The organism is Alistipes timonensis JC136 (assembly GCF_900107675.1).
GTDB classification, from domain to species: domain Bacteria; phylum Bacteroidota; class Bacteroidia; order Bacteroidales; family Rikenellaceae; genus Alistipes; species Alistipes timonensis.
Window position 1 is genome coordinate 25157 of the sequence record NZ_FNRI01000011.1, and the last position, 21944, is coordinate 47100.

Here is a 21944-nt window from a genome sequence, read left to right on the forward strand (position 1 = left end):
TTATGCCTATGCTAAATGCAAGCAACAGCAACGAAGTGTCTTTAAAGGAGTTGAGAGAAGGATTCTACAAATGCCGGTCTTTCGAGGTTCTGAACCTGTGGCGGCGGTCGTTCCTTCTCTCCGTTTTTCAGTTCCTCTGTTTCACCCTCTACGGAGTTTTTGCGTCCCGACTGCTCGACGCCGGGCCCGCGGCGGCCAATCCGCTGGTCGTGAACGAAATCGCCTGCGCCGCAGCGCTGCTCGGCATGTCGTTCGCCGTCATCTGGATCATGATGGCCAAAGGGTCGAAAGCGTGGTATGAGGTTTACGAACGCTACATTTTCGAGATCGAACGCGAGGAGACCGACGGGCTGAAAATTCCGGAGCGCTATCGGCTGGGTGCCTTGTGCCGTCCCTGGGAGATGAACAGCAACCTCTTTTCGAAGAAAGCGGGCCGCTACTCCCCCTCACGGCTCAATATCACGATCGGAACGGTGCTGATGACGGCGTGGTTCGTCATCTTCCTCCTCCACTATATCGCCAGCATCGTCTGCTACATCGGCGGAACGGCCCACTACTGCCAGCTGGCGATTCTCGCACTCATTCCGGTCGCTTTCCTCGTCATCGCCCTCTCGGCGCTGTACAACAAGTGGGGACGCAGCCGGTCGCTGACGGAAACCATCTGATACACAATACCTGAAAAAAAGGAGCGAATCTGATGATTCGCTCCTTTTTCGTCCCCGCCCGGCTGTTCCGCCGATTTTCGCACGAAAGCACAGGGGGGGGGCGCCCGATGAGGTGAAAAAAATCATCCAAACAGCCCCCAAAGAGGACAATAAAGCCCAATCAGGACAATTTTCAGGAATTTTCAGAAATTTTCAACCGCTTTCGTTGTGAAATTAAAAAATAATTCCTACTTTCGATTCAGAAACAGGCGACCCGACTATGTACATAAACCGACAAAGCATATTCAAACACCCCGGAACATCGAAAACATGTAACCCGGGGAACGTTTTCCAGGTCAGCCCCGGTGAGACGCCGCACGCAGCCGGCGGCTTCGGTTTAATTCCCCCCCCCTCGGAAAATCGGGGTCCAATGCCTGTCCGGCACGCATAATCGCTGAACTCATTCGTCGCTTCAGCGCCCCTATTTGCACTTTTCAGTTGCACGATTATATCAATAAAAGTATTTTCCGTTTAACCGTTTTATCACTAACCAACTAAAGCGTTTGCCCTATGAAAAAAATGACGAAACTTATCGCTCTTTTTCTGAGCGGACTCCTGCTGGCACCTGCCCTCGTGTCGGCGAATCCGGAAGGAGACCAGGTTCCGGAATCCGGGACAGTCGCGGCGAAACCTCCCGTCACGGCGGAAGCTCCCGCCGCTGCACAGCCCCAGACGACCTGGGAGAAAATCCTGGCCAACCTGCCGAAAGTATCCGGCTATTTGCAGACGGGATGGAATTACACTTCGAACGACAAAAGTTCGAGTTCATCATTCCAGGCAAAACGGCTCCGTCTGCTTCTGGACGGCAAGGTCGCCGAGAAGGTGGATTTCCGGCTGCAGATAGAGGCCTTCAACGGAATTTCCGGCTCGACGAACGGAAACGGACAGAAGAACATACAGGTAATGGACGCTTTTGCAACCTGGAAGATCATGCCCGAATTCAAAGTCCGCGTCGGACAGTTCTTCACGCCGCTGGGGTACGAGAATTACGACATTTCGCCCGCAACGCTGGAGACGGTCGACTTTTCGAACATTGTCTACCGCATAGCCTGCCGCAATCCCTACGAGTACAACCTGGTAGACTACGGACGGGATCTGGGTATCATGTTCATGGGAGATGTCTTCGACTCGGGGAAGGGATTCAGCTATCTGCACTATGACGTGGCCATCACCAACGGCTCCATTCCCAGCAAGGACGACAGCAACAAGTCGAAAGACATCTATGTCAGTCTGACGGTCCGCCCGGTCAAATACTTCAATGTCAAAGGTACATTCAACTGGGGCGAATATACGTCCAAAAAACTCGAAGGCGGCGAGGGTGTCGGCAGCGGCGATTACAACCCGATGACCCGCTATGTGGTCGGCGCCTGGTACGACAATCCCCGCGGTCTGAATCTGCGTGCCGAATACGGGCACATGAAGAGCCGGGTCAACAAAGCCGATGTCGTCAAAGAGAACGGCGCCTATGTACTGGCCGGCTGGCACTGGGGCAAGTTCCTCCCGATCGTTCGCTGGGACATGTACGAAGATCAGGTGAATAAGGGAACTGCGAATAACTATAACCGGATACTGATCGGTTGTACGTATTCGGTGTTCAAAAACCTGAAATTCCAGGTCAACTACGGACATTTCATGTACAGCGGCGACGCAAAGAAGGCTTTGGGATACGACAGCTCCGAGCAGCTTCAGATCATGGGACTGTTCAAATTCTAAGCTTTGGAAATAGCTGTTCTACGATAAAAAACTAACTTAAAAAAAGTCCATAACCATGAAAAAATTATTTTTTGCATTGGCAGCGATCGCCGCTTTTTCGACGGTGAGCGCACAGCATCTCGGTACGGAATATCGCCTGAAGAAAGTCGTTGAAGTTCCCGGACGCCAGGGAATTGCCGCGGACGAGAACTATTATTACGTTTCCGACACGCGGGGTCTTTACAAGTTCGACAAGAATTGGAATCTCGTGAAGAAACATGTCCAGTCCGCCGAAAATCCCCTGTTCCCGAATCCGGAGATGGCCAACCACTTCGGAGACATCGACGTGTGGAACGGCAAGATCTATACGGGCAACGAGAAGTTCGAGTATGGCCGGGGCTACAACATCGCCATTTCGGTATACGATGCTGAAACGCTCGAATGGATCGAGGATATTCCGTGGTGCGCCGAATCCGGGCAGGTGGAGGTCTCCGGCCTGGCCGTGGACCGCGAGAAGAACATGATCTGGATGTCGGACTGGGTGGACAGCCGCTACGTGTACTGTTACAGCCTCGAAACGGGCAAGTACTACACCAAAATGCAGTGCCGTCCGATGCCCTACTGGTGTCAGGGTATTTTCATCGCCGACGGTAAGATGCTCTTCGCCGCCGACGACGGAGAATCGACCTATCAGATTCCCGACAATATCTACATTGCCGATATCAGCGAGGTTCCCTACACGGGACTGAAAGAGGGCACCGAAGTCGTCAGGGACACGCCGTTCAGCGTAAAGTTAGACAAAAAAGGCAATCCCGTCAAACGCACCGGGATGATCGCGGCCGGAGCCAAGGCCGGACGCCTCGACCTGTTCCGTGAGATGTCGGATTTCCGGCGTGCCGGAGAGATCGAAGGGTTGTGCATCGACCCCGTGACCGACGAGCTGCTCGTGCTGAACAACCGCGGCACGCAGATCATTCTCGGCATGTCGCAGGGTCCCTTCACGGACGAGGGATACACCAACGAGATCCACGAGGTCTACATTTACGAGAAGATCAAATAATCCGGTTCCCATTTAAAAAAAGAGCGAATCCGCAGGGATTCGCTCCTTTTCATTTCCGGACCGGCTTATTTCGCCAGCTCGCGCACGACGGCCAGCGCCTTGTCGTAGTCGGGTTCGTGGGTGATCTCGGGCACATACTCCACGTAGCGCACCACGTCGTCCTTGTCCACGACCACCACGCCGCGGGCCAGCAGGCGCAGTTCGTCGATCACGAAGCCGTATTTGATGCCGAAATCCAACTCCTTGTAATCCGAGAAGACATGCACGCGGTCGATTCCCTCGGCGGCGCAGAAGCGCTTCTGCGCAAAGGGCAGGTCCACCGACAGCGCCAGGACGACCACGTCGTCGCCCAGCTTCGAAGCCTCACGGTTGAAACGGATGTTCTGTAACGAGCAGACCGGAGTGTCCACCGACGGAAAAATGCTGAATATGCGCACTTTGCCGTGGAAAACGTCCGACGATACGGGCTGCAGCCCCGCGCCGATAACCGTAAATACGGGGGCCATTTCGCCCGCCTTGCAGCGATTGCCGACAAGCGTTACGGGCTTGCCGCCGAAAGTTACTTTGTGATCCATAATTCGTTTGTTTTTTGAATGAATTTTACAATTCCGATGCCACCCGGCTATTGGGCCGCTTTGATCCGCGCCACGGCCCCGGCCACCCCGCGGTAAAGTTCCGGCAGGTCGACGCCTTCGATGCGGCGGTTCTCGACGACGATCCGTCCGCCGACCACGACCGTCTCGACATCCGACGCCTTGCCGCAGTAAACCACATTCGACACGACGTTGTGCACGGGCTGCAAATGGGGTTTCTGCAAATCCACGACGATCACATCGGCCAGTGCGCCCTCGCGGATCACCCCCAGCCCGCCGTCGGCGCAGCCCATCGCCCGGGCGCCGTTCGCCGTCGCCAGCCGCAGGGCTTCGTAAGCCGGAAGCGCCACGGGATCGCCCGTCGCGGATTTTTGCAGGAAAGCCGCCGTGCGCAGCTCCTCGAACATGTCGAGGTCGTTGTTCGAGCAGGTCCCGTCGGTGCCGATCGTCACGAGCGCACCCGCGGCCCGCAACTTTTCGACGGGAGCCACGCCGCTCGATATCTTCATGTTGCTCTGCGGATTATGCGATACGGTGACGCCCCGCGCGGCGAGGGTTGCGATGTCGCTGTCGGTCACGTGGACGCAGTGGGCGCCGATCGTCTTCGGGCCCAGCAGCCCCAGCCGGTCGAGGTGTTCCACGGAGGTCCGCCCGTATTTCTCGCGCACGATGCGCACTTCGTCCTGCGTCTCCGAAATGTGGGTCATCAGGTGCAGGCCGTGTTTGTCGGCCAGCTCCTTGCCGCGCACGAGATTCTCGGGCGACACGGTGTAGGGCGAATGGGGCGCCACGGCGATCCGCACCCGTCCGGACCCGGCGGCGGCCAGCCGCACGGCCTCCTCAGCCTGCGGCAGCACCTCGTCGATGTTCGTATCGAAATAATTGCAGCCCAGCAGGGCCCGGATGCCCAGCCGTTCGGCCACCTCCACGCAGCGGTTCTCGAAATAGTACATGTCGACGAACGACGTCACGCCGCCCAGCAGCATCTCGACGATGCCCAGCGTCATGCCCAACGCCACGTCATCCGGAGTCTGGTGCGCCTCGAAAGGCCAGATATAGTCATGGAGCCACGCCATCAGCGAGATGTCGTCGGCATAGCTGCGCTGCAGGGTCATAGCCGCGTGGCAGTGGGTGTTCACCAACCCCGGCATGAGGAGTTTGCCCCGGCAGTCGATCACCCGGAGCCCGGGATGCGCCGCGCGGAACGCCGCGGCATCCGTCTCCGAGGCAGTCACCAGCGCGATGCGGTCGCCGTCTATGCCCACCGCACCCGTAAAGGTCCGAGGTTCGTCGCCGGAGGCCGTCATCGGCAGCACCGTCGCGTTTGAAAAGAGTATAGCCATATAATATGGTATTATTTGTATTTCACCTTCACCTTGTCGGTCTTGACCTTGCCGCGCTGGGGCTTGTCGATGGAGTTGCCCTGCACGGTAATCACGTCGCGGCCGTCCACCGAGTTGGAGTAGACCTGGATCACCTTGTTGAAGGCTCCCGGCTCGCTCTTGTGGGGTTCGTACACAATGCGGATCACCCCCGAATCGGCGGGCGCGACGGGGCGCTTCGAGAACGACGCGCCGAGACACGAGCACGAGGTGATGACACGCACGATGACCAGCGGCGCCGTACCGTCGTTGACGAATTTGAATTCGTGTACCAGATCACCGCCCTTGCGCGGCACGTCGCCGAAATCGTAGGTCGGGTTGTTCATCTTCAGGTGCGCACCCTTTGCGGGCTTTCCGGCGTCTGCCGCCGTGAAACACAGGCAACCGAGGATTGTCAGCAATAGTATTTTCATCGTTCAATTTCTATTCCATTCGGAAGATATAGGTTATCGTGCCGCCCTGCACCGTTGCGCGGCTCTCGGTGAACCGCGCTTTGCGAGCCGCGGCCTTGGCCGCCTCGATCAGCTCGGCGGCATCCGTCGTGGAGCCTTTCGGCTCGTAGGACGCACCCGTCACCCGCCCCGAAGCGTCGACCGTTACGCGAATGACGACCTTGCCGCCCTTCTCGCCGGGATACGACGGCTTGGGCAGGTTGCCCACCAGTCCGCGCCCTTTCAATCCCTGGTCCAACTGGTCCAGCCCGTCGGGATTGAGCCCCGGCCCGCTGCCGCTGGCCTTGTCCTCACCCTCCGGGGCGCGGGGATTGCCCGCATTGTCGGGTTCGTCCGCCCCGCCCTTGTTCATTTTGAACAGCGCCTTGGGGTTGGGCGTCTGGGTCACCTCGTCCTTGCCCGTGACCTGAGCCGTCTGCTCCACGGGAGCCGTGACGTCGTGCACACGGGGCTCGGCGGCGACCTTTACGGGCGGCTTCGGCGGCTCGGGAACGGGCGGTTCGGTGAAGTCGACAAGGATCGTGTCACCGGGCTTCTCCACCACCCGCGAAACGTCGAACGACACCAGCACGAACGAACCGGCCAGCAGCACGCAATAGACTGCCGCCGCGATCATCGCCCACCTGCGCGGGGATTTATTATCGGGATCGTAATAATACATAAGCGTAAATTCTCCAATAATCGGAAACGTACTTTGCCGCTTCGCGGCACATAAGCCCCAGCCTGAGGCGGGGTTTTGGGGGGGGGCGGACTTGTAAACGCGGCCACAGGCCGCAACAACGGCCGGCCGGTCCGCACATTCGCCCGGCCTACCGTGGAGTGGTCGCCAGTATTAATTTATAATTGTTGTCCTTGGCGATGTTCATTACCTTGACCACCTCGTCGACGGCCACCGTCTTGTCGCAGTGCAGCGACACCGTGGCGTCCTTCTGGCCGTCGAGGCGCGCCTTCAGCGCCCGCTCCACACCCTCGATGCCCTGCACCTTCTGCAACTCGACGTAGTAGTTGTACGACGGGCCGCTCTGCTGGATCGACACCGTGGTCATCGCCTTGTCCTTCAACTGGTTCGAACTCTTCGGGAGCATCAGCTTCAGGGCGTTGGGGTTGATGAGCGTCGTAGCGATCAGCAGGAACAGCAGCAGCAGGAACATCAGGTCGGTCATCGACGAGGCCGAAAACGATTTATCGACTTTCGATCCGTGTTTGATTGCCATAATGCGTTATTTTTGAACGGGTTGATTCAGGATATCCATAAACGCGATCGAGTTGGCCTCCATCTGGAACACCAGCTTCTCGATGCGCGCCACGAGGTAGTTGTAGCCGAAATAGGCCGGGATGCCGACGATCAGACCCATCACCGTGGTCACCATCGCCACATACATACCGCTCGACAGCAGTCCCAGATCGACCGTGCCGCCCGCGGCGGACATGTCCATAAAGGTCTGCACCATACCGAGCACCGTGCCGAGGAAACCGATCATCGGGGCGCCGCCGGCGATCGTGGCCAGGAACGGCAGGCCGTTCTCGAGTTTCGAAACCTCGAGGTTGGCGACGTTCTCGATGGCGGTCTGCACGTCGCTCATCGGGCGTCCGATGCGCTCGATACCCTTCTCGATCATGCGTGCGATCGGTGTGTCGGTCTTCTTGCAGAGGTTCACGGCCGTCGAGATTTTGCCGTCGGAGATGTAGTCGCGGATGCGGTTCATAAAGTTCATGTCCAGCACCGAAGCCTTGCGGATGGCCATGAAGCGCTCCACGAAGATAAAGATCGTCACGCCGCCCAGCGCCAGCAGCGGCCACATCAGCCAGCCGCCTTTGGTAAACAGGGTCCACAAGCCCATGCGGGTCTCCTCACTAACGGCCACCGCCTCGGCAGCCTGCAAAAATGTCATCATAATTGAGTAAAAATTTATTTAAGTTTATATGTCTCTTTCATTCTCTTCATGCTTAACGTTTCCGAACGGCGAAAGCGTATCCGCAGGCTCCTGCCGGCGGCTATTTTCCGCCTCTTCGGCCGCTTTTTCGGCCGCGCGGGTCGTGCGGCGCGCCATGCGCCGGGCCTTGCGCCTCTTGTTGGTGAAACGCTCCCGGATGCGGTCCCGCAGGTCCCGCAGGTTGTTGAAGTCCTCCTTAAAGTAGACGCCGATGCCGGTCTCCTGCAAACCCTGGTTCTCGTCGAAACGGTCGATGGTCTGCGTAAAGGCTTTCAGTTTGAGCGTTCCGGCACGGTCGATCAGGTAGGTGATGTAGGCCTCGCCCATGAAGTTGGACATCGAGTTGTTGTTCACCGCCGCCTGCTTGTTGTCGATCAGGTAGTTGCCCTCGACCTCGACGAACAGGCGGTTGTTGATCAGGCTCTTCGACAATCCGAAATCCACTTCGTCGCTCGTCAGCTCCGACTTGGGCCGGTAGCGGATCACCACGTTGTAGTCCGATGACGAGAGCCAGTTGCTCACCATGTTCGACACGAACTCCAGTCCCGTGGCCGCCGACACCGAACTGCCGATGTTGGCGTTGGCCTGCGACGAGTTCTCGGACATGAAACTGTTGAACAACAGGAGGTAGAGGAACTGCGTGTCGACCGTCTCGGGGGTCGAGAGGGCGTTGGTGACCAGCGTTTGGGTCTCGGGATCGGAGCCGGGCACCCGCACGTCGAAGCCGATCGAGGGGTTCGACAGCCGGTCGCCGAGATGGATGATGCACTCCACGGGCACCGAACGGTCGCCGCCGAGATTCTCCGACGTGCCCTGCAGAAGCGGCTGCAACGAGGCTTTGAGTTTATAAACGGCGTCGATGTCCAGCAGGGCGTTCATCGGCGACCCGGTCCACTGGATCGACGAGCCGCTCTCGATGGTGAAGCGTTTGTTGATGATCTGCTGCAGCGAAAGCATGAAACTGCCCTCGGAGATGGTGTAGTCGCCGTAAATCTCGAAAATGTTCGCCCGGGGGTTGATCGCAAGGTTCAGGGTCCCCTCACCGCGCCCCTTCACCGTGTTGCCCGCCACGTCGATCTCGACCTCGGCATCGGGCCGCACGTCGAGCGCCATGGTGATATTCATCTGGCTGGCGGCGTCCGCACGCTGGCGGTGCTTGCGTTCGAAAAGGAGTTTTTTGCGCGCCACGTTGTCGAGCGTGTCGGTCTTCTCGGGCTGCACGAAAACCACGAAATCGGCATTCGAAATGTTCGACTTGCTCGACAGCGGCAGCACGAACGACGAATTGCCGTCGGTGGAGGCCGTAATATCCATCCGGACAGCCCCTTTGTCGCCCGAAATGCGGGCCGAACCCGTGGCGTAGACCTTCCCGTAGAAGGCGTCGTTGTCGTCGGCGTCGGTATCCAGCACGAGCATCTGCTGCGGAGCCACCCGCACGTCGTAGGAGATGTTCGACAGGTGTTGCAGGCTCATGTCGAAATCGAAACGCCCGCGGTGGCCCTGGGGGTCGAACACCGCGACGTTCGAAGCCCGGAAACGGTTGTTCTTCACCGACAGCACCGCCTCGGGCATCGAGTAGGCGACCTGCGTGAAATCGACCTTGGTCCTGAGCCCCGAAACGCGGATCTCGCCCGCAAGTTCGGCTTCGCGCCGCTGTCCCTGCAGGACGAGGTCGGCCGAAGCGACGCCTTCGGTCGAGGAGATCACCCCCGTCAGGATCGGGTCGAGCAGCCCCATGTCGAGGCTGTCGACATCCAGCCGGGCATAGTAGCGCATCCGGTCCGGAGCGTAGAAGCCGCGCACAAGCGTGTCGCGTTTGACACGGTCGACCACCGTCACGCCGGCCCGGTTGCGGGCGAAGTCCCAGCGCGAGGCCAGGCGCATCGGCGGCGCGGGGATGTCGTTGACCTCGACGCTGTCGAAGAGGATGTCGGCCGAAATCTCGCCGCCCCGCAGCACCGATTTCATCTTCGCCGAGCCGTTCGTGCGGCCCTCGATGACGTAGCCCATGCGTTCGGCGACCTGCGTGAAGGGCGACAGGTCGAAATTGCGCAGCGAGAGGGTCACCGAATCCTCGCGGCTGCGCGAGGCGATGCCGTCGAGCAGCAACTCCTGCTCACGGTTCATCACGAAGAACTTGTCGATGACGATCCGCGCCGTGTCGATCCGGATTTTACGGGCATATATCTGCCACGTCTTGTCGCCGCGGGTGATGTGCGAAGGGAGTATCCGCAGGTCCACCACACGCCCGTTGGCGCCGTGCTCGTCGGCCACCGAGGTCCGGAATCCCACGAGGCCCGAAACCCGGCGCACCGTGTCGTTGAAGCCCGCCGAAAGCTGTACGCGGCCCTGCCGGGCGCCGCCCGTCAGCGAGAGGCGCGGCAGATGCAGCACCCCGGCGTAGAGGTCCTCGGCCGAGGCGTAGACCGCCAGCGAATCGCCGCGGTTCGAGGCATTGACCGAGAGACGCGTGGCCAGCATCCGCCGGCGCTCGACATACTCCGACGAGGCTTTGAGCGAGAGCTGGTCGCTGGCCGGATTGAACAACAACTGGAGCGACGATCCGTCGGCCACCTGCAGACCCGCCGAGACGGCGTCGGCCACGGGGTTGAAATTGCGGATGTTGACCGAGAGCAGCGAAAAATCGTTCGCCACCGCGGCCTTGCGCTCCGAAGGCCCCGTTTCAGGCGGGGCTTCGCTCAGCATCGGCAGGTATTTCCACGCGCTCCGGCGCAGGTATTCGAACACCGTACGATAGCTGGTTTTGGAGCGGAACGTGGCATCGGCGAAATCCGAATGCAGTTCCACGAGTTTGCTCCGTTCGGAATTCTCGCCCGTGACGGTCATATTCGTCGCCTCGATCTCCTTGTCGTTGTACCGGTAGCGGGCGCCGGTCACCTGGATGCGGCCGTTCAGGTCGTCCAGCGAACGCCCTCCGGCGTTGGCCACGATGTGCGCCGACAACTGCGACACCGAGTCGCGGCGGTTGATGTGCAGGCGCGCCAGGTCGGCATGCCGCAGGTCCATCGTAAAGTCGTAGCGCGGCACCGAGTCGTTGAAGTCCACCAGTCCGAAGAAGTCGAAATCGAGGTTGGGGTCGCGGGCCGTGATGCGGCCGTCGAACTCCCGGTTGCGCAGGCGGCCGTCCAGCCGCAGCGAGTCGTAGACGTAGCCGTTGAAGCCCAGCCGGGTGACGTTGCCCACGACATTGGCGTCGGCCACGCCCTTGCCGATCACGCCGTCGACATAGGCCGTGAGCGTGGCGTTGCCCAGCAGGTCGCGGCGGTCGAGCAGCTCGCCCAGCCGCAGGTTGCGCGTCTCAACGTCGCCCCGCACGCTGCTCAGACCCTTTTTCAACGGCGACATCCGCAGGTTGCAGGCCACGTCGCCCACCTCGGTCGCGGCGCCCAGCTGCATGTCGAACGACGCGAGTTTTCCCCGGAAGCGGGCATTGAGGTCGATGCTGCCCGAATTGCCCAGTATCCCGACCAGTTTATCCGACAGCTTGCGTCCGGCAATGCCGAAGGCCAGCCCGTCCATCGCCTCGGCCGAAGAGTGCAGGCGGGGCACCGAGAGGTCGAACCACGTGTCGCGGATGTCCGGCAGCCCCTTCACCACGGCGTCGGCCACGAGCGTCGTGCCCTCGCCGATGTGCATGCCCCGGACCTTGGCCGTGAAATCCGCCACCACGCCCGCGACCTCGACGTCGATGTTGCTGAAATCCAAATGCCAGTCGCGCAGCTTGGGAGCGAACCACGCGATGTCGTCGGTCGAGACCGACGTGTTGCGCAGGGCGGCCTCGATGCGTACCTGCCCGAGGAAATCCTTGTACTCGGCCCACGAATTGCCCACGAGCGAGATGTAGGGAATCCGGATGTTCGAACGCGCGGTGACGATCGAGGCGTCCTCGAACCCCAGACATCCCTGCGTCATATAAAACCGCCCCGCGAGGTGGTCCAGCACGAAGCCGCTGCGCTCGCGGGCCGTAAGGGCCGCAATGGTGGTGTAGATGGCCGACCCGTCGATGGTGAAGTCGTCCACCCGGGCCGTCAGGCCGTAGAGGTGCATGTGCGAGAAGTCGATGCCGTAATCGGGCGCCATGCTGTCGATCCGTTCGAGGCAGAGGTCCATGTTCTCGATCGAGGCCCGTTTGAGCGAGAGTTTGAAATTGCCCTTTTTGGGTTTGTCGGGATCGGACATGCGGTTGACGATCTGTTTGATGTTCATCTCCCCGTCGGGCATCTGCCGCAGGTAGAGCTTGGCGTCGGCAATCTCGCCGCGGCTGAACGCAAGGCCCCCGCCGAAAATGCCGAAGCCCGTGACATAGGCGTCGAGCTTCCCGACGTAGAGCAGCGTATCGCGCCCGTAATCCTCGACATAGAAGCCTTGGACTTTGATCTTCGAAAAGATGCCGATGTCCACGCGGTCGATCGACACGGTGGTTTCCAGCTTGCGCGAAACCACCTCCGCAGCCTTGTGGACCACGAAGTTCTGCACGGCGGGAATGTCGAGCAGCAGCGAAAGGAAAACGGGAAGAATTATCAGCAACAAAACCGCCGCCGAGAACACCTTTCCCAATATTTTTATACCTTTGCGCATCAGGACATCGTTATAACCTGCAAATTTAACGAAAATAGTTAAAAAACAATTATAAATCCGGATGGATATTACAATTCTCGGCATCGAATCTTCGTGCGACGACACCTCGGCGGCCGTGCTGCGCAACAACGTGCTGCTGTCGAACGTCATCGCCTCCCAGGCCGTGCATGTCAAATACGGCGGCGTGATCCCCGAACTGGCATCACGGGCCCATCAGCAGAACATCATTCCCGTCGTGGACACGGCGCTCCGGGAGGCCGGGATCGACGCTTCGCAGCTCGACGCCATCGCTTTCACGCGCGGCCCCGGACTGGTGGGATCGCTCCTGGTGGGCGTGTCGTTCACCAAGGGCCTTTCGATCGCCCGCAATATTCCGATGGTCGAAGTCAACCACCTGCAGGGCCACATCCTCTCGCACTTCATCGACCTGCCGGACCGCGCACTTCCCCATCCCGGTTTTCCGTTCCTGTGCCTGCTGGTCAGCGGCGGCCACACGCAGATCGTGCGCGTGGATTCCCCGTTGGAAATGGAGATCATCGGCACGACGATCGACGACGCCGCGGGAGAGGCTTTCGACAAGTGCGCCAAGGTGATGGGACTCCCCTACCCGGGCGGCCCGGTGATCGACCGTCTGGCCAGGGAGGGCGACCCCAAGGCGTTCCGCTTCGCACATCCCCATGTCGAAGGTTACGACTACTCGTTCTCGGGGCTGAAAACCTCGTTTCTCTACACGCTGCGCGACGCCGTGGCCGCAGACCCCGACTTCATCGAGAAGCACAAGGCCGACCTTTGCGCTTCGTTGCAATCCACCATCATCGAGATCCTGCTGGACAAACTCGTCCGCGCCTCGAAGGAGACCGGCATCCGCGACATCGCCATCGCGGGCGGCGTCTCGGCCAACTCGGGACTCCGCAACGGCATCACCGAAGCGGGCCGCCGCCGGGGCTGGCGAACTTTTATCCCGGAGTTCAAATTCACGACCGACAACGCCGCGATGATCGCCATGGCGGGATATTACCGTTACAGGCAGGACGAGTTCGCCACACTCGACGTCTCGCCTGTGGCGCGGCTCGAGGAGCTTTAGCAAAAACAGAAATCCCCGGCTCTTCGGAGCCGGGGATTTTCATTCGTATTGCGGTACGCTATTTCACACCGAGAATCTTGTCCCTGAGCGAAAAGGCTTCGTACTCGGCCCGCAGCGAGGTCATCAGGTCGCGCACCGACTGAATCTTCTCGGCACGCCAGGCGTTCGCCCCGCAGAAGGCGTAACCGTTGCGGAGCTTGCCTTTGAAAGCGTTGTAGAGGGCCAGCATGATGCAATAGGGACTGTGCGTCACGTCGCAGGTTTTGATGCAGTCGAACGGACAGTTCTTCGGGCGTTTCAGCCCCTCTTTCACCCGGTCGAGGAACGAGTTGTGGATGGCCCGGCCCGGCATGCCGACAGGGCTCTGGATGATCTCGATATCCGCCTCGCGGGCCTCGATGTAGCTCTGTTTGAAAGCCGGATCGGCGTCGCACTCCTCGGTGGTGACGAAACGCGTACCCATCTGGACGCCGTCGGCGCCCAACTCCATGATGCGATAGATGTCCTCGCCCGTGTAGATGCCGCCGCCGGCGATCACCGGAATGTGGCAGCCGTGCTCACGCCCGAAAGCGCGGACCTCGGCGACGATCTCCGGAACGAGCGCCTCGAGCGAGTAGTGCTCGTCGGTGATCTGGTCGGCCTTGTAACCCAGGTGGCCGCCCGCCTTGGGACCCTCGACGACGATGGCGTCGGGAATGTACTTGTACTCCGAGAACCATTTCTGACACAGCACCTTCGCGGCGCGTGCCGACGAAACGATCGGGGCCAGTTTGGTCCTGGCGCCCTCGGTCAGGAACGACGGCAGGTTGAGCGGCAGTCCGGCGCCCGAGAAGATGATGTCGGCCTTCTCGGCGATGGCGGTCTTCACCATGTCGGCGAAGTTCGACATGGCGACCATGACGTTGACGCCGATAATGCCGCGCGTCGCTTCGCGGGCCTTGCGGAGCTCCTCTTTCAGCCCCCAGATCGAAGCTGCGCGATAGTCTTTCGAGTAGTTGTTATAGATCGCCCCGAGGCCTGCCGACGAGATAACGCCGACACCGCCCTGATTGGCCACGGCCGAAGCCAGGCCCGCGAGGGATACACCTACGCCCATGCCGCCCTGAACAATGGGCATCGAGGCGCATAAATTTCCGATTTTCAGTGATTTCATTCCGTTTAGTATCAAAATTCGGTTACATAACCGCCGCCAAGGTACGGAAAATCGGGTCGTTTGATTCCGCGCGGGAACATATTTAACGCAGGCTTAACGCACAAGCCGCTCAAAAAGCCGCGTCCGGGCGGCAACGGTCTCTCCTCCGGCGGCTCACAGAAACCGCACGCCCCGGACCCGCTTGCGGTCCCGGCCCGCGGCTTCGCGCTCGACGATGCCCGTCACCACGTCGGCGGCGTCGTGCCAACGGTTGGCGCGGAACTTCCGGCGGTAAGTCGTCAGGTGGGCGTACAGCTCGGGCCAGCGGAAATTCCAGCCCCGGGGCCACCGCACGAGATGCAGGGCAGTGGCCGAGTTGGAAAGGATGCGGGCCTCCTTGTTGGCGCTCTGGTGGAACCACTCGATCCTTACACCCGGCGCCAACGCCTGCACCGCCCGGGCGAAGCCGCGGCCGCCGTTGTTGCTCTCGATGACCGCCTGCCGCGTGTCGGAGCGCACTAACGCCTCCCCCACCAGCAGTTCGGTCGTCTCCATCGGCTCGCGCGAATAGACCGCATCGGTGATGTAGATCACCCCGTCGGCGTCGACGGCATAGCAGAGCGAGCAGAGGTAGTCGTCGCCCGTGTCGGCCGTGTCGGTGTAGTTGGCGCGGCGGACGATCTCGCGGGGCAGGTCGTCGTACTCGGCGAAATTCAACCCGTACAGGAGTCCCTCGCGGGACGAGGGGTGTCCCTGGTACATCGCCTCGAATTGCAGGGGGTCCAACCGCCGTTTGGCAGCCAGCAGGGCCGCGCCGTGCTGTTGTTCCCACAACGCTTCGCCGGGCTGCCGGGGATCGATCTCCGTAGGCGGGCCGTTTTTCAGGGCTTCGAAATTGAGGTGCAGCCACCGGTCGGCGGGCAGCCCCTCCAGCTGCGACCACGCGCGCAACTCCTCGACCGGCTCGCGGGCCGCGAGGGTGCCGATCAGGTCCTCCTCGTGCCAGCGCGTGAAGACGATCAGTTCGCGCGAAGCGTTGTGCATGCGGGTCCTCACCACCGAGATGTACCACTCCCAGCAGTTGGCGCGGATGAGCGGCGAATTGGCTTCGAGCGCGTCTTTGTAGAGGTCGTCCAACACGAAGCAGTCCACGCGGTTGCCCGTCAGCGATCCCTCGCGTCCGACGGAGAGCAGTCCGCCCCGGCGGCCGATGATCTCGACCTCGTCGGCCGTGCGGATGTAACCCGGAGGTTTTGCCCCCTGTTTGATGGCGGTGTCGGGAAAAAAGGCGGCGTACTCCCGCGATTCGAGGATGCGCTGCACGCGGCGGTTGAACTTCGAGGCCAGCGACCCCGAATAGGAGGCGATGGCGACCCGCAGGTCGGGGTCCAGCCCCAGCACGTAGGCCGGAAGCAGGGTCGTGGCCCCGACGCTCTTGCCGTGCTGCGGCGGCATGGTGACGATCAGCCGCCGGATGCGTCCCGCGGCAAAAGCCTCCAGCACGCGGTAATAGGTCCGGTGGAAGGGTTGCAGTTCGAGAAAGGGATAGACCCCGAGGGCGAAACCGGCGAAGGAGGGCGGTGCGGCAGCGGTCGGCAGCCCTTCGGAATACGGCACATCTTTCGGAGGCGCCGTCCCGCAGGTCATAAAAACCTCTGCGGAGGAGCGCCCCGCAGAGGTCGGTTCGGTTGTTTTAACCATTCTGTAAAATAATGTGTGAAAGAAAAACCCATGCGCGGCGCCGCGGCGGGCAGGTTTTTTGAGGGTTGCACTCCGGAGGCAGCGCCGTGCCGGGAAAAGAGGGGCCGGAGTGCGGGCGGTGCGTCAGAGGCAGGCCCGCAGGTCGGAGAACGAGAAGTCGTTCAGGACCTCGCCGCCGTCGCCCGTGGTGTGGAACTCCCACCACACGGGCACCAGGTCGGCGATCACGTCCCGGTCGCCTTCGGGCAAACGCTCGCGTCTCCGGTAGACGATCACCGAGGCCGTCAGCCGGCATTCCGTGTCGCCGAAAGGGAACGTGAGCGAACCCGAAAAGTAACTTCCGCCCCCGACGGCCTCCGCCAGACGCGCGGCCACTTCAAGGTAAAGTTCCGATGAAACCGAATAGATCATTGATTATGAACCGATTTTTTGCAAAAGAATTTGCAGATAAAAATAAATTGTTTAACTTTGCAGGACAAAGATAAGTTCAATATTTGAATTTTCAATACAAAAGTACAAATATTTGATATCAATAATTCCAATAAGAAAGCCATGAACGGACGGGTTAAACTGATACGCAAACAGCTTGAGATGACGCAAGAACAGCTGGCACAGCGACTTGGCATCGGCAAGGCGGCGCTCTCGATGATCGAGACCGGCAAGGCGGGGCTCTCGGCCCGCAACCGCAACATACTGGTTCAGGAATTGAACGTCAATCCCGAATGGCTCGAAACCGGCAAGGGCAACATGTTCAACGCCGAACCCGACCTGACGGCCTACATGCACCGCACGGACAATTCGCTGCCGCTGCAAAGCGTGCCGCTCTATTCGATCGAGGGCACGGCAGGACTGGTGCCGCTGTTCGCCGACCGGGCGCAGGCCAAGCCCGTCAATTTCATCCACATCCCCAACCTTCCGAAATGCGACGGGGCAATCTACATCGTCGGGGACTCGATGTACCCGCTGCTGAAAAGCGGCGACATCGTGCTTTACAAACAACTGCACGACATCGACGACATCTTCTGGGGCGACATGTACCTGCTGTCGATCGACATCGACGGCGAAGAGTACGTGACGGTGAAATACATTCAGAAATCCGACCGCGAGGGTTACGTGAAGCTCGTGAGCCAGAACGTCCACCACGCCGACAAGGACGTGGAAATCGCGCGCATCCGCGCCATCGCACTCGTAAAGGCGAGTATCAGGATGAACTCCATCCGTTAGCAAGAGCAACGAAAAATCGCGCAATCTCCGATTGCCGGAAATCAACGGGGAGCGACAGCGGGTTTGCACGCAATGTCGCTCCCCCGATTATTTCCGGGATCGCTGCGCGACGCGATTTTTCACTGCCGCCGCCGGGATGGAGTCGCCGACGCGGCGCGCAATGCAATGAAGCAAAGCAAGGCAAATAAAGTGGCAACCAATCCGCATGGAAAAGGCGAAGCAGCGCGAAACGAATGTGGAGCGGAGCGAGCCAATTCAACGCGATTTTTTACCGCCGCCGGGATGGAGTCGCCGAAGCGGCGCGCAATGCAATGAAGCGAAGCGAGGCAAATAAAGTAGCAACCAACCCGCATGGAAAAAAAGCGAGCCAAATAAAGCACCTTCCCCTATCCAACCGCCATACTCCCCTTCCGGACAATAATTTCCGGATTTTGGCGAACCAATTTCGGATTTTTTTGTATCTTTGCAAGGATGAAATTGGCGAACCAATTTTGAAAATCGGAGCCAATTTCCGCCGGAACGACCGCAATAAACTAAAATTTAACCACTTAATATGAAAACCAATTACGAAATCCGCTACGCGGCGCATCCCCAGGATGCGAAAAGTTACGACACGGCGCGCCTGCGCCGCGATTTCCTGATCGAAAAAGTATTCTCGCCCGACGAGGTCAACATGGTCTATTCGATGTACGACCGCATGATCGTCGGCGGCGCAATGCCCGTCGCCGAGACGCTTCGTCTCGAAGTCATCGACCCGCTGAAGGCCCCGTTCTTCCTGACCCGCCGCGAAATGGGCATTTTCAACGTCGGAGGCCCCGGCGTGGTAAAGGCCGGCGACGCCGTTTTCGAACTCGATTACAAGGAGGCCCTCTACCTCGGTTCGGGCGACCGCGAGGTGACTTTCGAAAGCAAGGACGCCAAGAACCCCGCGAAATTCTATTTCAACTCCACGACGGCTCACCGCAACTACCCCGACAAGAAGGTTACGAAAGCCGACGCCGTGGTTGCGCACATGGGATCGCTCGAGGGTTCGAACGACCGCAACATCAACAAGATGATCGTGAATCAGGTGTTGCCGACCTGCCAGCTGCAGATGGGCATGACCGAATTGCTGCCCGGCAGCGTATGGAACACGATGCCCGCGCACGTGCACTCGCGCCGCATGGAAGCCTATTTCTATTTCGAGGTGCCCGAAGAGCATGCCGTATGTCACCTGATGGGCGAGGTCGAGGAGACGCGTCATATCTGGATGAAGGGCGATCAGGCCGTGCTGTCGCCCGAATGGTCGATCCACAGCGCCGCCGCGACCCACAACTACACGTTTATCTGGGGCATGGGCGGCGAAAACCTCGACTACGGCGACCAGGACTTTTCGAAAATAACAGACCTGAAATAATTCATCCGGGGATTTTCAGCAAACCGGACCGTCAACAGGCCAACGCCCCTCATCGCCGGTCTGTTATTTTCGAAAGTCCCCAATACAGACAATCCCCCTAAATCCCCCTTTGAGAAGGGGGACTTTATGGGAACCGGTTGCGAAAAAGTCAAGAATCGTCCATCCGCATTCCGGGTGAAATCCCGGTCGCATGCGATAAGCCCCTGCCTGAGGCGGGGGTTTGGGGGTGGGTCAGATTTGAATACGCGGTGAAACACCGCGAATACAACCGGCAGAAATGCAGTAACAACTGAAATATTCTCAAACAATACGATAATCTTATGGTAAACTTTTCACTGGAAGGTAAGGTAGCGCTCGTGACGGGCGCCTCTTACGGTATCGGATTCGCATTGGCGACGGCTTTCGCACGCCAGGGCGCAAAGATCGTCTTCAACGACATCAAACAGGAGTTGGTAGACAAAGGTATGGCCGCTTACAAGGCCGAAGGCATCGAGGCCAAAGGCTACGTCTGCGACGTGACCAACGAGGAGCAGGTGAACGCCATGGTGGCGCAGATCGAGAAGGAGGTCGGCGTGGTGGACATCCTCGTCAACAACGCCGGCATCATCAAACGTATCCCGATGGTCGAAATGACCGCCGCGGAGTTCCGCCAGGTGATCGACATCGACCTCAACGGTCCGTTCATCGTGTCGAAAGCCGTCATCCCCTCGATGATTAAGAAGGGCCACGGCAAGATCATCAACATCTGCTCGATGATGTCGGAACTGGGCCGCGAGACCGTGTCGGCATACGCCGCAGCCAAGGGCGGTCTGAAGATGCTGACCCGCAACATCGCTTCGGAGTACGGCGAGTACAACATCCAGTGCAACGGCATCGGCCCGGGCTACATCGCAACGCCCCAGACCGCTCCGCTGCGCGAGCGTCAGGCCGACGGTTCGCGCCATCCGTTCGACTCGTTCATCGTGGCCAAGACCCCCGCGGCACGCTGGGGAACGCCCGAAGACCTGATGGGTCCCGCCGTGTTCCTCGCCTCGGACGCTTCGGATTTCGTCAACGGCCACATTCTCTATGTGGACGGCGGCATCCTGGCCTACATCGGCAAGCAGCCGCAGTAAAGAGCAACTATCTAAACAGAAAAATCCCCTGCTTTTGGAAGCAGGGGATTTTTACATATAGTGTGCATCCTATGCCCACAGCGCCTCGAGACGCTGGGCGACGATCTCGTCCGTGATGTAATCGTCGTATTCCATATATCGGTCGACCATGCCGTTGGGCGTGAGTTCGATGATGCGGTTGGCGACCGTATTGACAAATTCGTGGTCGTGGGAGCTCAGCAGCACATTGCCTTTGAAGTTGATGAGCGAGTTGTTGAACGCCTGGATCGACTCGAGGTCGAGGTGGTTGGTCGGAGAGTCCAGCACGAGCGTATTGGGCTGCTGGATCATCATCTTCGACACCATGCAGCGCACCTTCTCGCCTCCCGAAAGCACGCTGACCTTCTTGTAAATCTCCTCGCCGCTGAAGAGCATCTTGCCCAGATAACCCCGCAGGTACAACTCCGAGGTGTCGGACGAGAACTGCGCCAGCCAGTCGACGATCGAAAGCTGGCTCTCGAAATAGGGAGCGTTGTTGAGCGGGAGGTAGGCGTAATTGATCGTCGTCCCCCACTCCACGACACCCGAATCGGCCTTGTCGTCGCCGACCAGAATGTCGAACAGCGCCGAAACCGCCCGCGGATCGCGCGCAAGGAATGCGATCTTGTCGCCCTTCTCGACCGTGAAGCTGACGTTGCTGAACAACCGTTCGCCGTTCACGGTCTTGCACAACTCGTCGACCCCGAGGATCTTCGTGCCGGCCTCGCGCTCGGGCTGAAAAATGATACCCGGGTATTTGCGCATCGAGGGTTTGATCTCCTCGATATTGAGCCGCTCGAGCATCTTCTTGCGCGAAGTCGTCTGCTTCGATTTGGCGACATTGGCGCTGAACCGCTGGATGAACTCCAACAACTCCTTTTTCTTCTCCTCGGCCTTCTTGTTCTGGTTCTGCTGCTGGCGCAGGGCGAGCTGGCTCGACTCGTACCAAAAACTGTAATTACCCGAAAAGAGGTTGATATCGTTGTAGTCGATGTCGACGGTATGCGTACACACCGCATCGAGGAAGTGGCGGTCGTGCGAAACGACGAGCACCGTATTTTCGTAATTCGACAGGTAATTCTCGAGCCACGCGATCGTCGTCCGGTCGAGGTCGTTGGTCGGCTCGTCGAGCAGCAGGTTGTCGGGTTTGCCGAACAACGCCTGCGCCAGCAGTACGCGCACCTTCTCCTTAGCGCTCAGGTCGCTCATCAACTGGTAGTGCAGGGCCTCCCTGACCCCGAGGCTGCTCAGCAGGTTGGCGGCGTCGCTCTCGGCGTTCCAGCCCTGCATCTCCGCGAATTTCTCCTCCAGTTCCCCGGCCCGAAGCCCGTCCTGCTCCGAGAAATCGGGCTTGGCATACAACGCCTCTTTCTCTTTCATCGTATTCCACAGGGGTTGATGTCCCATCAGAACCGTGTCGAGAACCGTAAATGCGTCGTACTCGAAGTGGTCCTGTTTGAGAACCGACAACCGTTCGCCCGAGCCGAACGCCACATTGCCCCTCGACGGAGTCACCTCGCCGCTGAGCACTTTCAGGAACGTGGACTTCCCCGCCCCGTTCGCCCCGATCACACCGTAGCAGTTGCCCGGGGTGAATTTGAGGTTGATATCTTTGAAAAGAACCCGTTTTCCGTACTGTACCTCTAAATTTGAAACTGTAATCATCCTTAAAATCTGAATTTGAAGCTACAAAAGTAGCCCAAAAGAACGAGGAAACCGCACCGAAATCAAAAAATCGGCCGAATCGCCGCTTTTCGGCACGGAATCCCGGCCTTGCATCCGGTCCCGGTATCCCGCGGCCGGGACATCCGGGCACGGATTTCGGGAGCTGCGTTTGCTAAAAATTTTAATAACACAC

Annotated in this window: 19 protein-coding genes; 8 read left to right on the top strand and 11 right to left on the bottom strand. The window is 59.4% G+C overall.

Annotated features, from left to right (window positions below; all coding sequences use genetic code 11):
* The first annotated feature begins 8 nt into the window (after positions 1-8).
* The 3 genes from BLU78_RS12775 (at position 9) to BLU78_RS12785 (ending at position 3456) form a co-directional block, all read left to right on the top strand.
* A complete protein-coding gene (locus BLU78_RS12775) occupies positions 9-665 on the top strand; it encodes a RipA family octameric membrane protein (RefSeq protein ID WP_010261025.1) in 657 nt (218 codons plus the stop codon).
* A gap of 549 nt (positions 666-1214) precedes the next feature.
* Positions 1215-2417 (top strand): porin, encoded by a 1203-nt coding sequence (locus tag BLU78_RS12780; RefSeq protein WP_010261027.1) that lies wholly within the window; start codon positions 1215-1217, stop codon positions 2415-2417.
* A 55-nt stretch (positions 2418-2472) separates the two neighbouring features.
* Positions 2473-3456, top strand: a complete 984-nt coding sequence (locus tag BLU78_RS12785; RefSeq protein ID WP_010261029.1) for a YncE family protein — start codon at positions 2473-2475, stop codon at positions 3454-3456.
* Between the two features lie 65 nt (positions 3457-3521).
* On the opposite strand, the gene tpx is transcribed toward BLU78_RS12785, so the two are convergent.
* The 7 genes from tpx to BLU78_RS12820 form a co-directional block, all read right to left on the bottom strand.
* Positions 3522-4031, bottom strand: a complete 510-nt coding sequence (gene tpx / locus BLU78_RS12790) for a thiol peroxidase (protein WP_010261030.1) — start codon at positions 4029-4031, stop codon at positions 3522-3524.
* A 47-nt stretch (positions 4032-4078) separates the two neighbouring features.
* On the bottom strand, positions 4079-5392 hold the full coding sequence (locus BLU78_RS12795) for an amidohydrolase (protein ID WP_010261032.1): 1314 nt from the start codon (positions 5390-5392) through the stop codon (positions 4079-4081).
* 11 nt (positions 5393-5403) lie between these two features.
* Positions 5404-5844: a DUF1573 domain-containing protein gene (locus BLU78_RS12800; RefSeq protein ID WP_026020661.1), complete on the bottom strand. Its 441-nt coding sequence runs from the start codon at positions 5842-5844 to the stop codon at positions 5404-5406.
* Between the two features lie 10 nt (positions 5845-5854).
* The gene (locus BLU78_RS12805) at positions 5855-6544 is read right to left on the bottom strand and encodes a TonB family protein (protein ID WP_020693538.1); all 690 of its coding nucleotides are present in this window, start codon (positions 6542-6544) and stop codon (positions 5855-5857) included.
* A gap of 148 nt (positions 6545-6692) precedes the next feature.
* On the bottom strand, positions 6693-7097 hold the full coding sequence (locus BLU78_RS12810) for an ExbD/TolR family protein (protein WP_010261039.1): 405 nt from the start codon (positions 7095-7097) through the stop codon (positions 6693-6695).
* 6 nt (positions 7098-7103) lie between these two features.
* On the bottom strand, positions 7104-7778 hold the full coding sequence (locus BLU78_RS12815; RefSeq protein WP_010261042.1) for a MotA/TolQ/ExbB proton channel family protein: 675 nt from the start codon (positions 7776-7778) through the stop codon (positions 7104-7106).
* 24 nt (positions 7779-7802) lie between these two features.
* Positions 7803-12416, bottom strand: coding sequence for a translocation/assembly module TamB domain-containing protein (locus BLU78_RS12820; protein ID WP_044106307.1), 4614 nt, complete (start codon positions 12414-12416; stop codon positions 7803-7805).
* Positions 12417-12477: 61 nt separating this feature from the next.
* Between BLU78_RS12820 and tsaD the strand changes: the two genes are divergently transcribed.
* Positions 12478-13500, top strand: a complete 1023-nt coding sequence (tsaD, locus tag BLU78_RS12825) for a tRNA (adenosine(37)-N6)-threonylcarbamoyltransferase complex transferase subunit TsaD (RefSeq protein WP_010261047.1) — start codon at positions 12478-12480, stop codon at positions 13498-13500.
* Positions 13501-13558: 58 nt separating this feature from the next.
* Here the strand turns inward: tsaD and BLU78_RS12830 are convergent, their stop codons facing one another.
* From BLU78_RS12830 to BLU78_RS12840, 3 genes are all read right to left on the bottom strand, one after another.
* Positions 13559-14653, bottom strand: a complete 1095-nt coding sequence (locus BLU78_RS12830; RefSeq protein WP_026020662.1) for an NAD(P)H-dependent flavin oxidoreductase — start codon at positions 14651-14653, stop codon at positions 13559-13561.
* Positions 14654-14806: 153 nt separating this feature from the next.
* Positions 14807-16249, bottom strand: a complete 1443-nt coding sequence (gene terL, locus BLU78_RS12835) for a phage terminase large subunit (RefSeq protein ID WP_010261052.1) — start codon at positions 16247-16249, stop codon at positions 14807-14809.
* A 207-nt stretch (positions 16250-16456) separates the two neighbouring features.
* Positions 16457-16744: a hypothetical protein gene (locus BLU78_RS12840; protein WP_010261054.1), complete on the bottom strand. Its 288-nt coding sequence runs from the start codon at positions 16742-16744 to the stop codon at positions 16457-16459.
* A 141-nt stretch (positions 16745-16885) separates the two neighbouring features.
* Here BLU78_RS12840 and BLU78_RS12845 point away from each other — a divergent pair, with 141 nt between their 5' ends.
* The 4 genes from BLU78_RS12845 (at position 16886) to BLU78_RS12860 (ending at position 20068) form a co-directional block, all read left to right on the top strand.
* On the top strand, positions 16886-17557 hold the full coding sequence (locus BLU78_RS12845; protein WP_010261056.1) for an XRE family transcriptional regulator: 672 nt from the start codon (positions 16886-16888) through the stop codon (positions 17555-17557).
* A 233-nt stretch (positions 17558-17790) separates the two neighbouring features.
* Positions 17791-18114 carry a hypothetical protein gene (locus BLU78_RS12850; protein ID WP_010261058.1) on the top strand — a complete coding sequence of 108 codons (324 nt, stop codon included), beginning with the start codon at positions 17791-17793 and terminating at the stop codon, positions 18112-18114.
* Positions 18111-18953, top strand: a complete 843-nt coding sequence (kduI, locus tag BLU78_RS12855) for a 5-dehydro-4-deoxy-D-glucuronate isomerase (protein WP_010261061.1) — start codon at positions 18111-18113, stop codon at positions 18951-18953. Before BLU78_RS12850 ends, kduI begins: the two co-directional genes overlap by 4 nt.
* Before the next feature lie 320 nt (positions 18954-19273).
* On the top strand, positions 19274-20068 hold the full coding sequence (locus BLU78_RS12860; protein ID WP_010261064.1) for a gluconate 5-dehydrogenase: 795 nt from the start codon (positions 19274-19276) through the stop codon (positions 20066-20068).
* Between the two features lie 69 nt (positions 20069-20137).
* Here BLU78_RS12860 and BLU78_RS12865 read toward each other — a convergent pair whose 3' ends face one another.
* Positions 20138-21751 (bottom strand): ABC-F family ATP-binding cassette domain-containing protein, encoded by a 1614-nt coding sequence (locus tag BLU78_RS12865; protein WP_010261066.1) that lies wholly within the window; start codon positions 21749-21751, stop codon positions 20138-20140.
* Between the last annotated feature and the right edge of the window lie 193 nt (positions 21752-21944).

Excerpts from the sequence above, each read along its gene's own strand:
- BLU78_RS12840 (WP_010261054.1), bottom strand. The coding sequence starts at position 16,744 with ATGATCTATTCGGTTTCATCGGAACTTTACCTTGAAGTGGCCGCGCGT.
- BLU78_RS12865 (WP_010261066.1), bottom strand. The coding sequence starts at position 21,751 with ATGATTACAGTTTCAAATTTAGAGGTACAGTACGGAAAACGGGTTCTT.
- BLU78_RS12785 (WP_010261029.1), top strand. The coding sequence starts at position 2,473 with ATGAAAAAATTATTTTTTGCATTGGCAGCGATCGCCGCTTTTTCGACG.
- tpx (WP_010261030.1), bottom strand. The coding sequence starts at position 4,031 with ATGGATCACAAAGTAACTTTCGGCGGCAAGCCCGTAACGCTTGTCGGC.
- BLU78_RS12795 (WP_010261032.1), bottom strand. The coding sequence starts at position 5,392 with ATGGCTATACTCTTTTCAAACGCGACGGTGCTGCCGATGACGGCCTCC.
- BLU78_RS12820 (WP_044106307.1), bottom strand. The coding sequence starts at position 12,416 with ATGCGCAAAGGTATAAAAATATTGGGAAAGGTGTTCTCGGCGGCGGTT.
- kduI (WP_010261061.1), top strand. The coding sequence starts at position 18,111 with ATGAAAACCAATTACGAAATCCGCTACGCGGCGCATCCCCAGGATGCG.
- BLU78_RS12830 (WP_026020662.1), bottom strand. The coding sequence starts at position 14,653 with ATGAAATCACTGAAAATCGGAAATTTATGCGCCTCGATGCCCATTGTT.
- BLU78_RS12860 (WP_010261064.1), top strand. The coding sequence starts at position 19,274 with ATGGTAAACTTTTCACTGGAAGGTAAGGTAGCGCTCGTGACGGGCGCC.
- tsaD (WP_010261047.1), top strand. The coding sequence starts at position 12,478 with ATGGATATTACAATTCTCGGCATCGAATCTTCGTGCGACGACACCTCG.
- BLU78_RS12800 (WP_026020661.1), bottom strand. The coding sequence starts at position 5,844 with ATGAAAATACTATTGCTGACAATCCTCGGTTGCCTGTGTTTCACGGCG.
- BLU78_RS12775 (WP_010261025.1), top strand. The coding sequence starts at position 9 with ATGCTAAATGCAAGCAACAGCAACGAAGTGTCTTTAAAGGAGTTGAGA.
- BLU78_RS12810 (WP_010261039.1), bottom strand. The coding sequence starts at position 7,097 with ATGGCAATCAAACACGGATCGAAAGTCGATAAATCGTTTTCGGCCTCG.
- BLU78_RS12780 (WP_010261027.1), top strand. The coding sequence starts at position 1,215 with ATGAAAAAAATGACGAAACTTATCGCTCTTTTTCTGAGCGGACTCCTG.
- BLU78_RS12805 (WP_020693538.1), bottom strand. The coding sequence starts at position 6,544 with ATGTATTATTACGATCCCGATAATAAATCCCCGCGCAGGTGGGCGATG.
- BLU78_RS12845 (WP_010261056.1), top strand. The coding sequence starts at position 16,886 with ATGAACGGACGGGTTAAACTGATACGCAAACAGCTTGAGATGACGCAA.
- BLU78_RS12815 (WP_010261042.1), bottom strand. The coding sequence starts at position 7,778 with ATGATGACATTTTTGCAGGCTGCCGAGGCGGTGGCCGTTAGTGAGGAG.
- BLU78_RS12850 (WP_010261058.1), top strand. The coding sequence starts at position 17,791 with ATGTGGAGCGGAGCGAGCCAATTCAACGCGATTTTTTACCGCCGCCGG.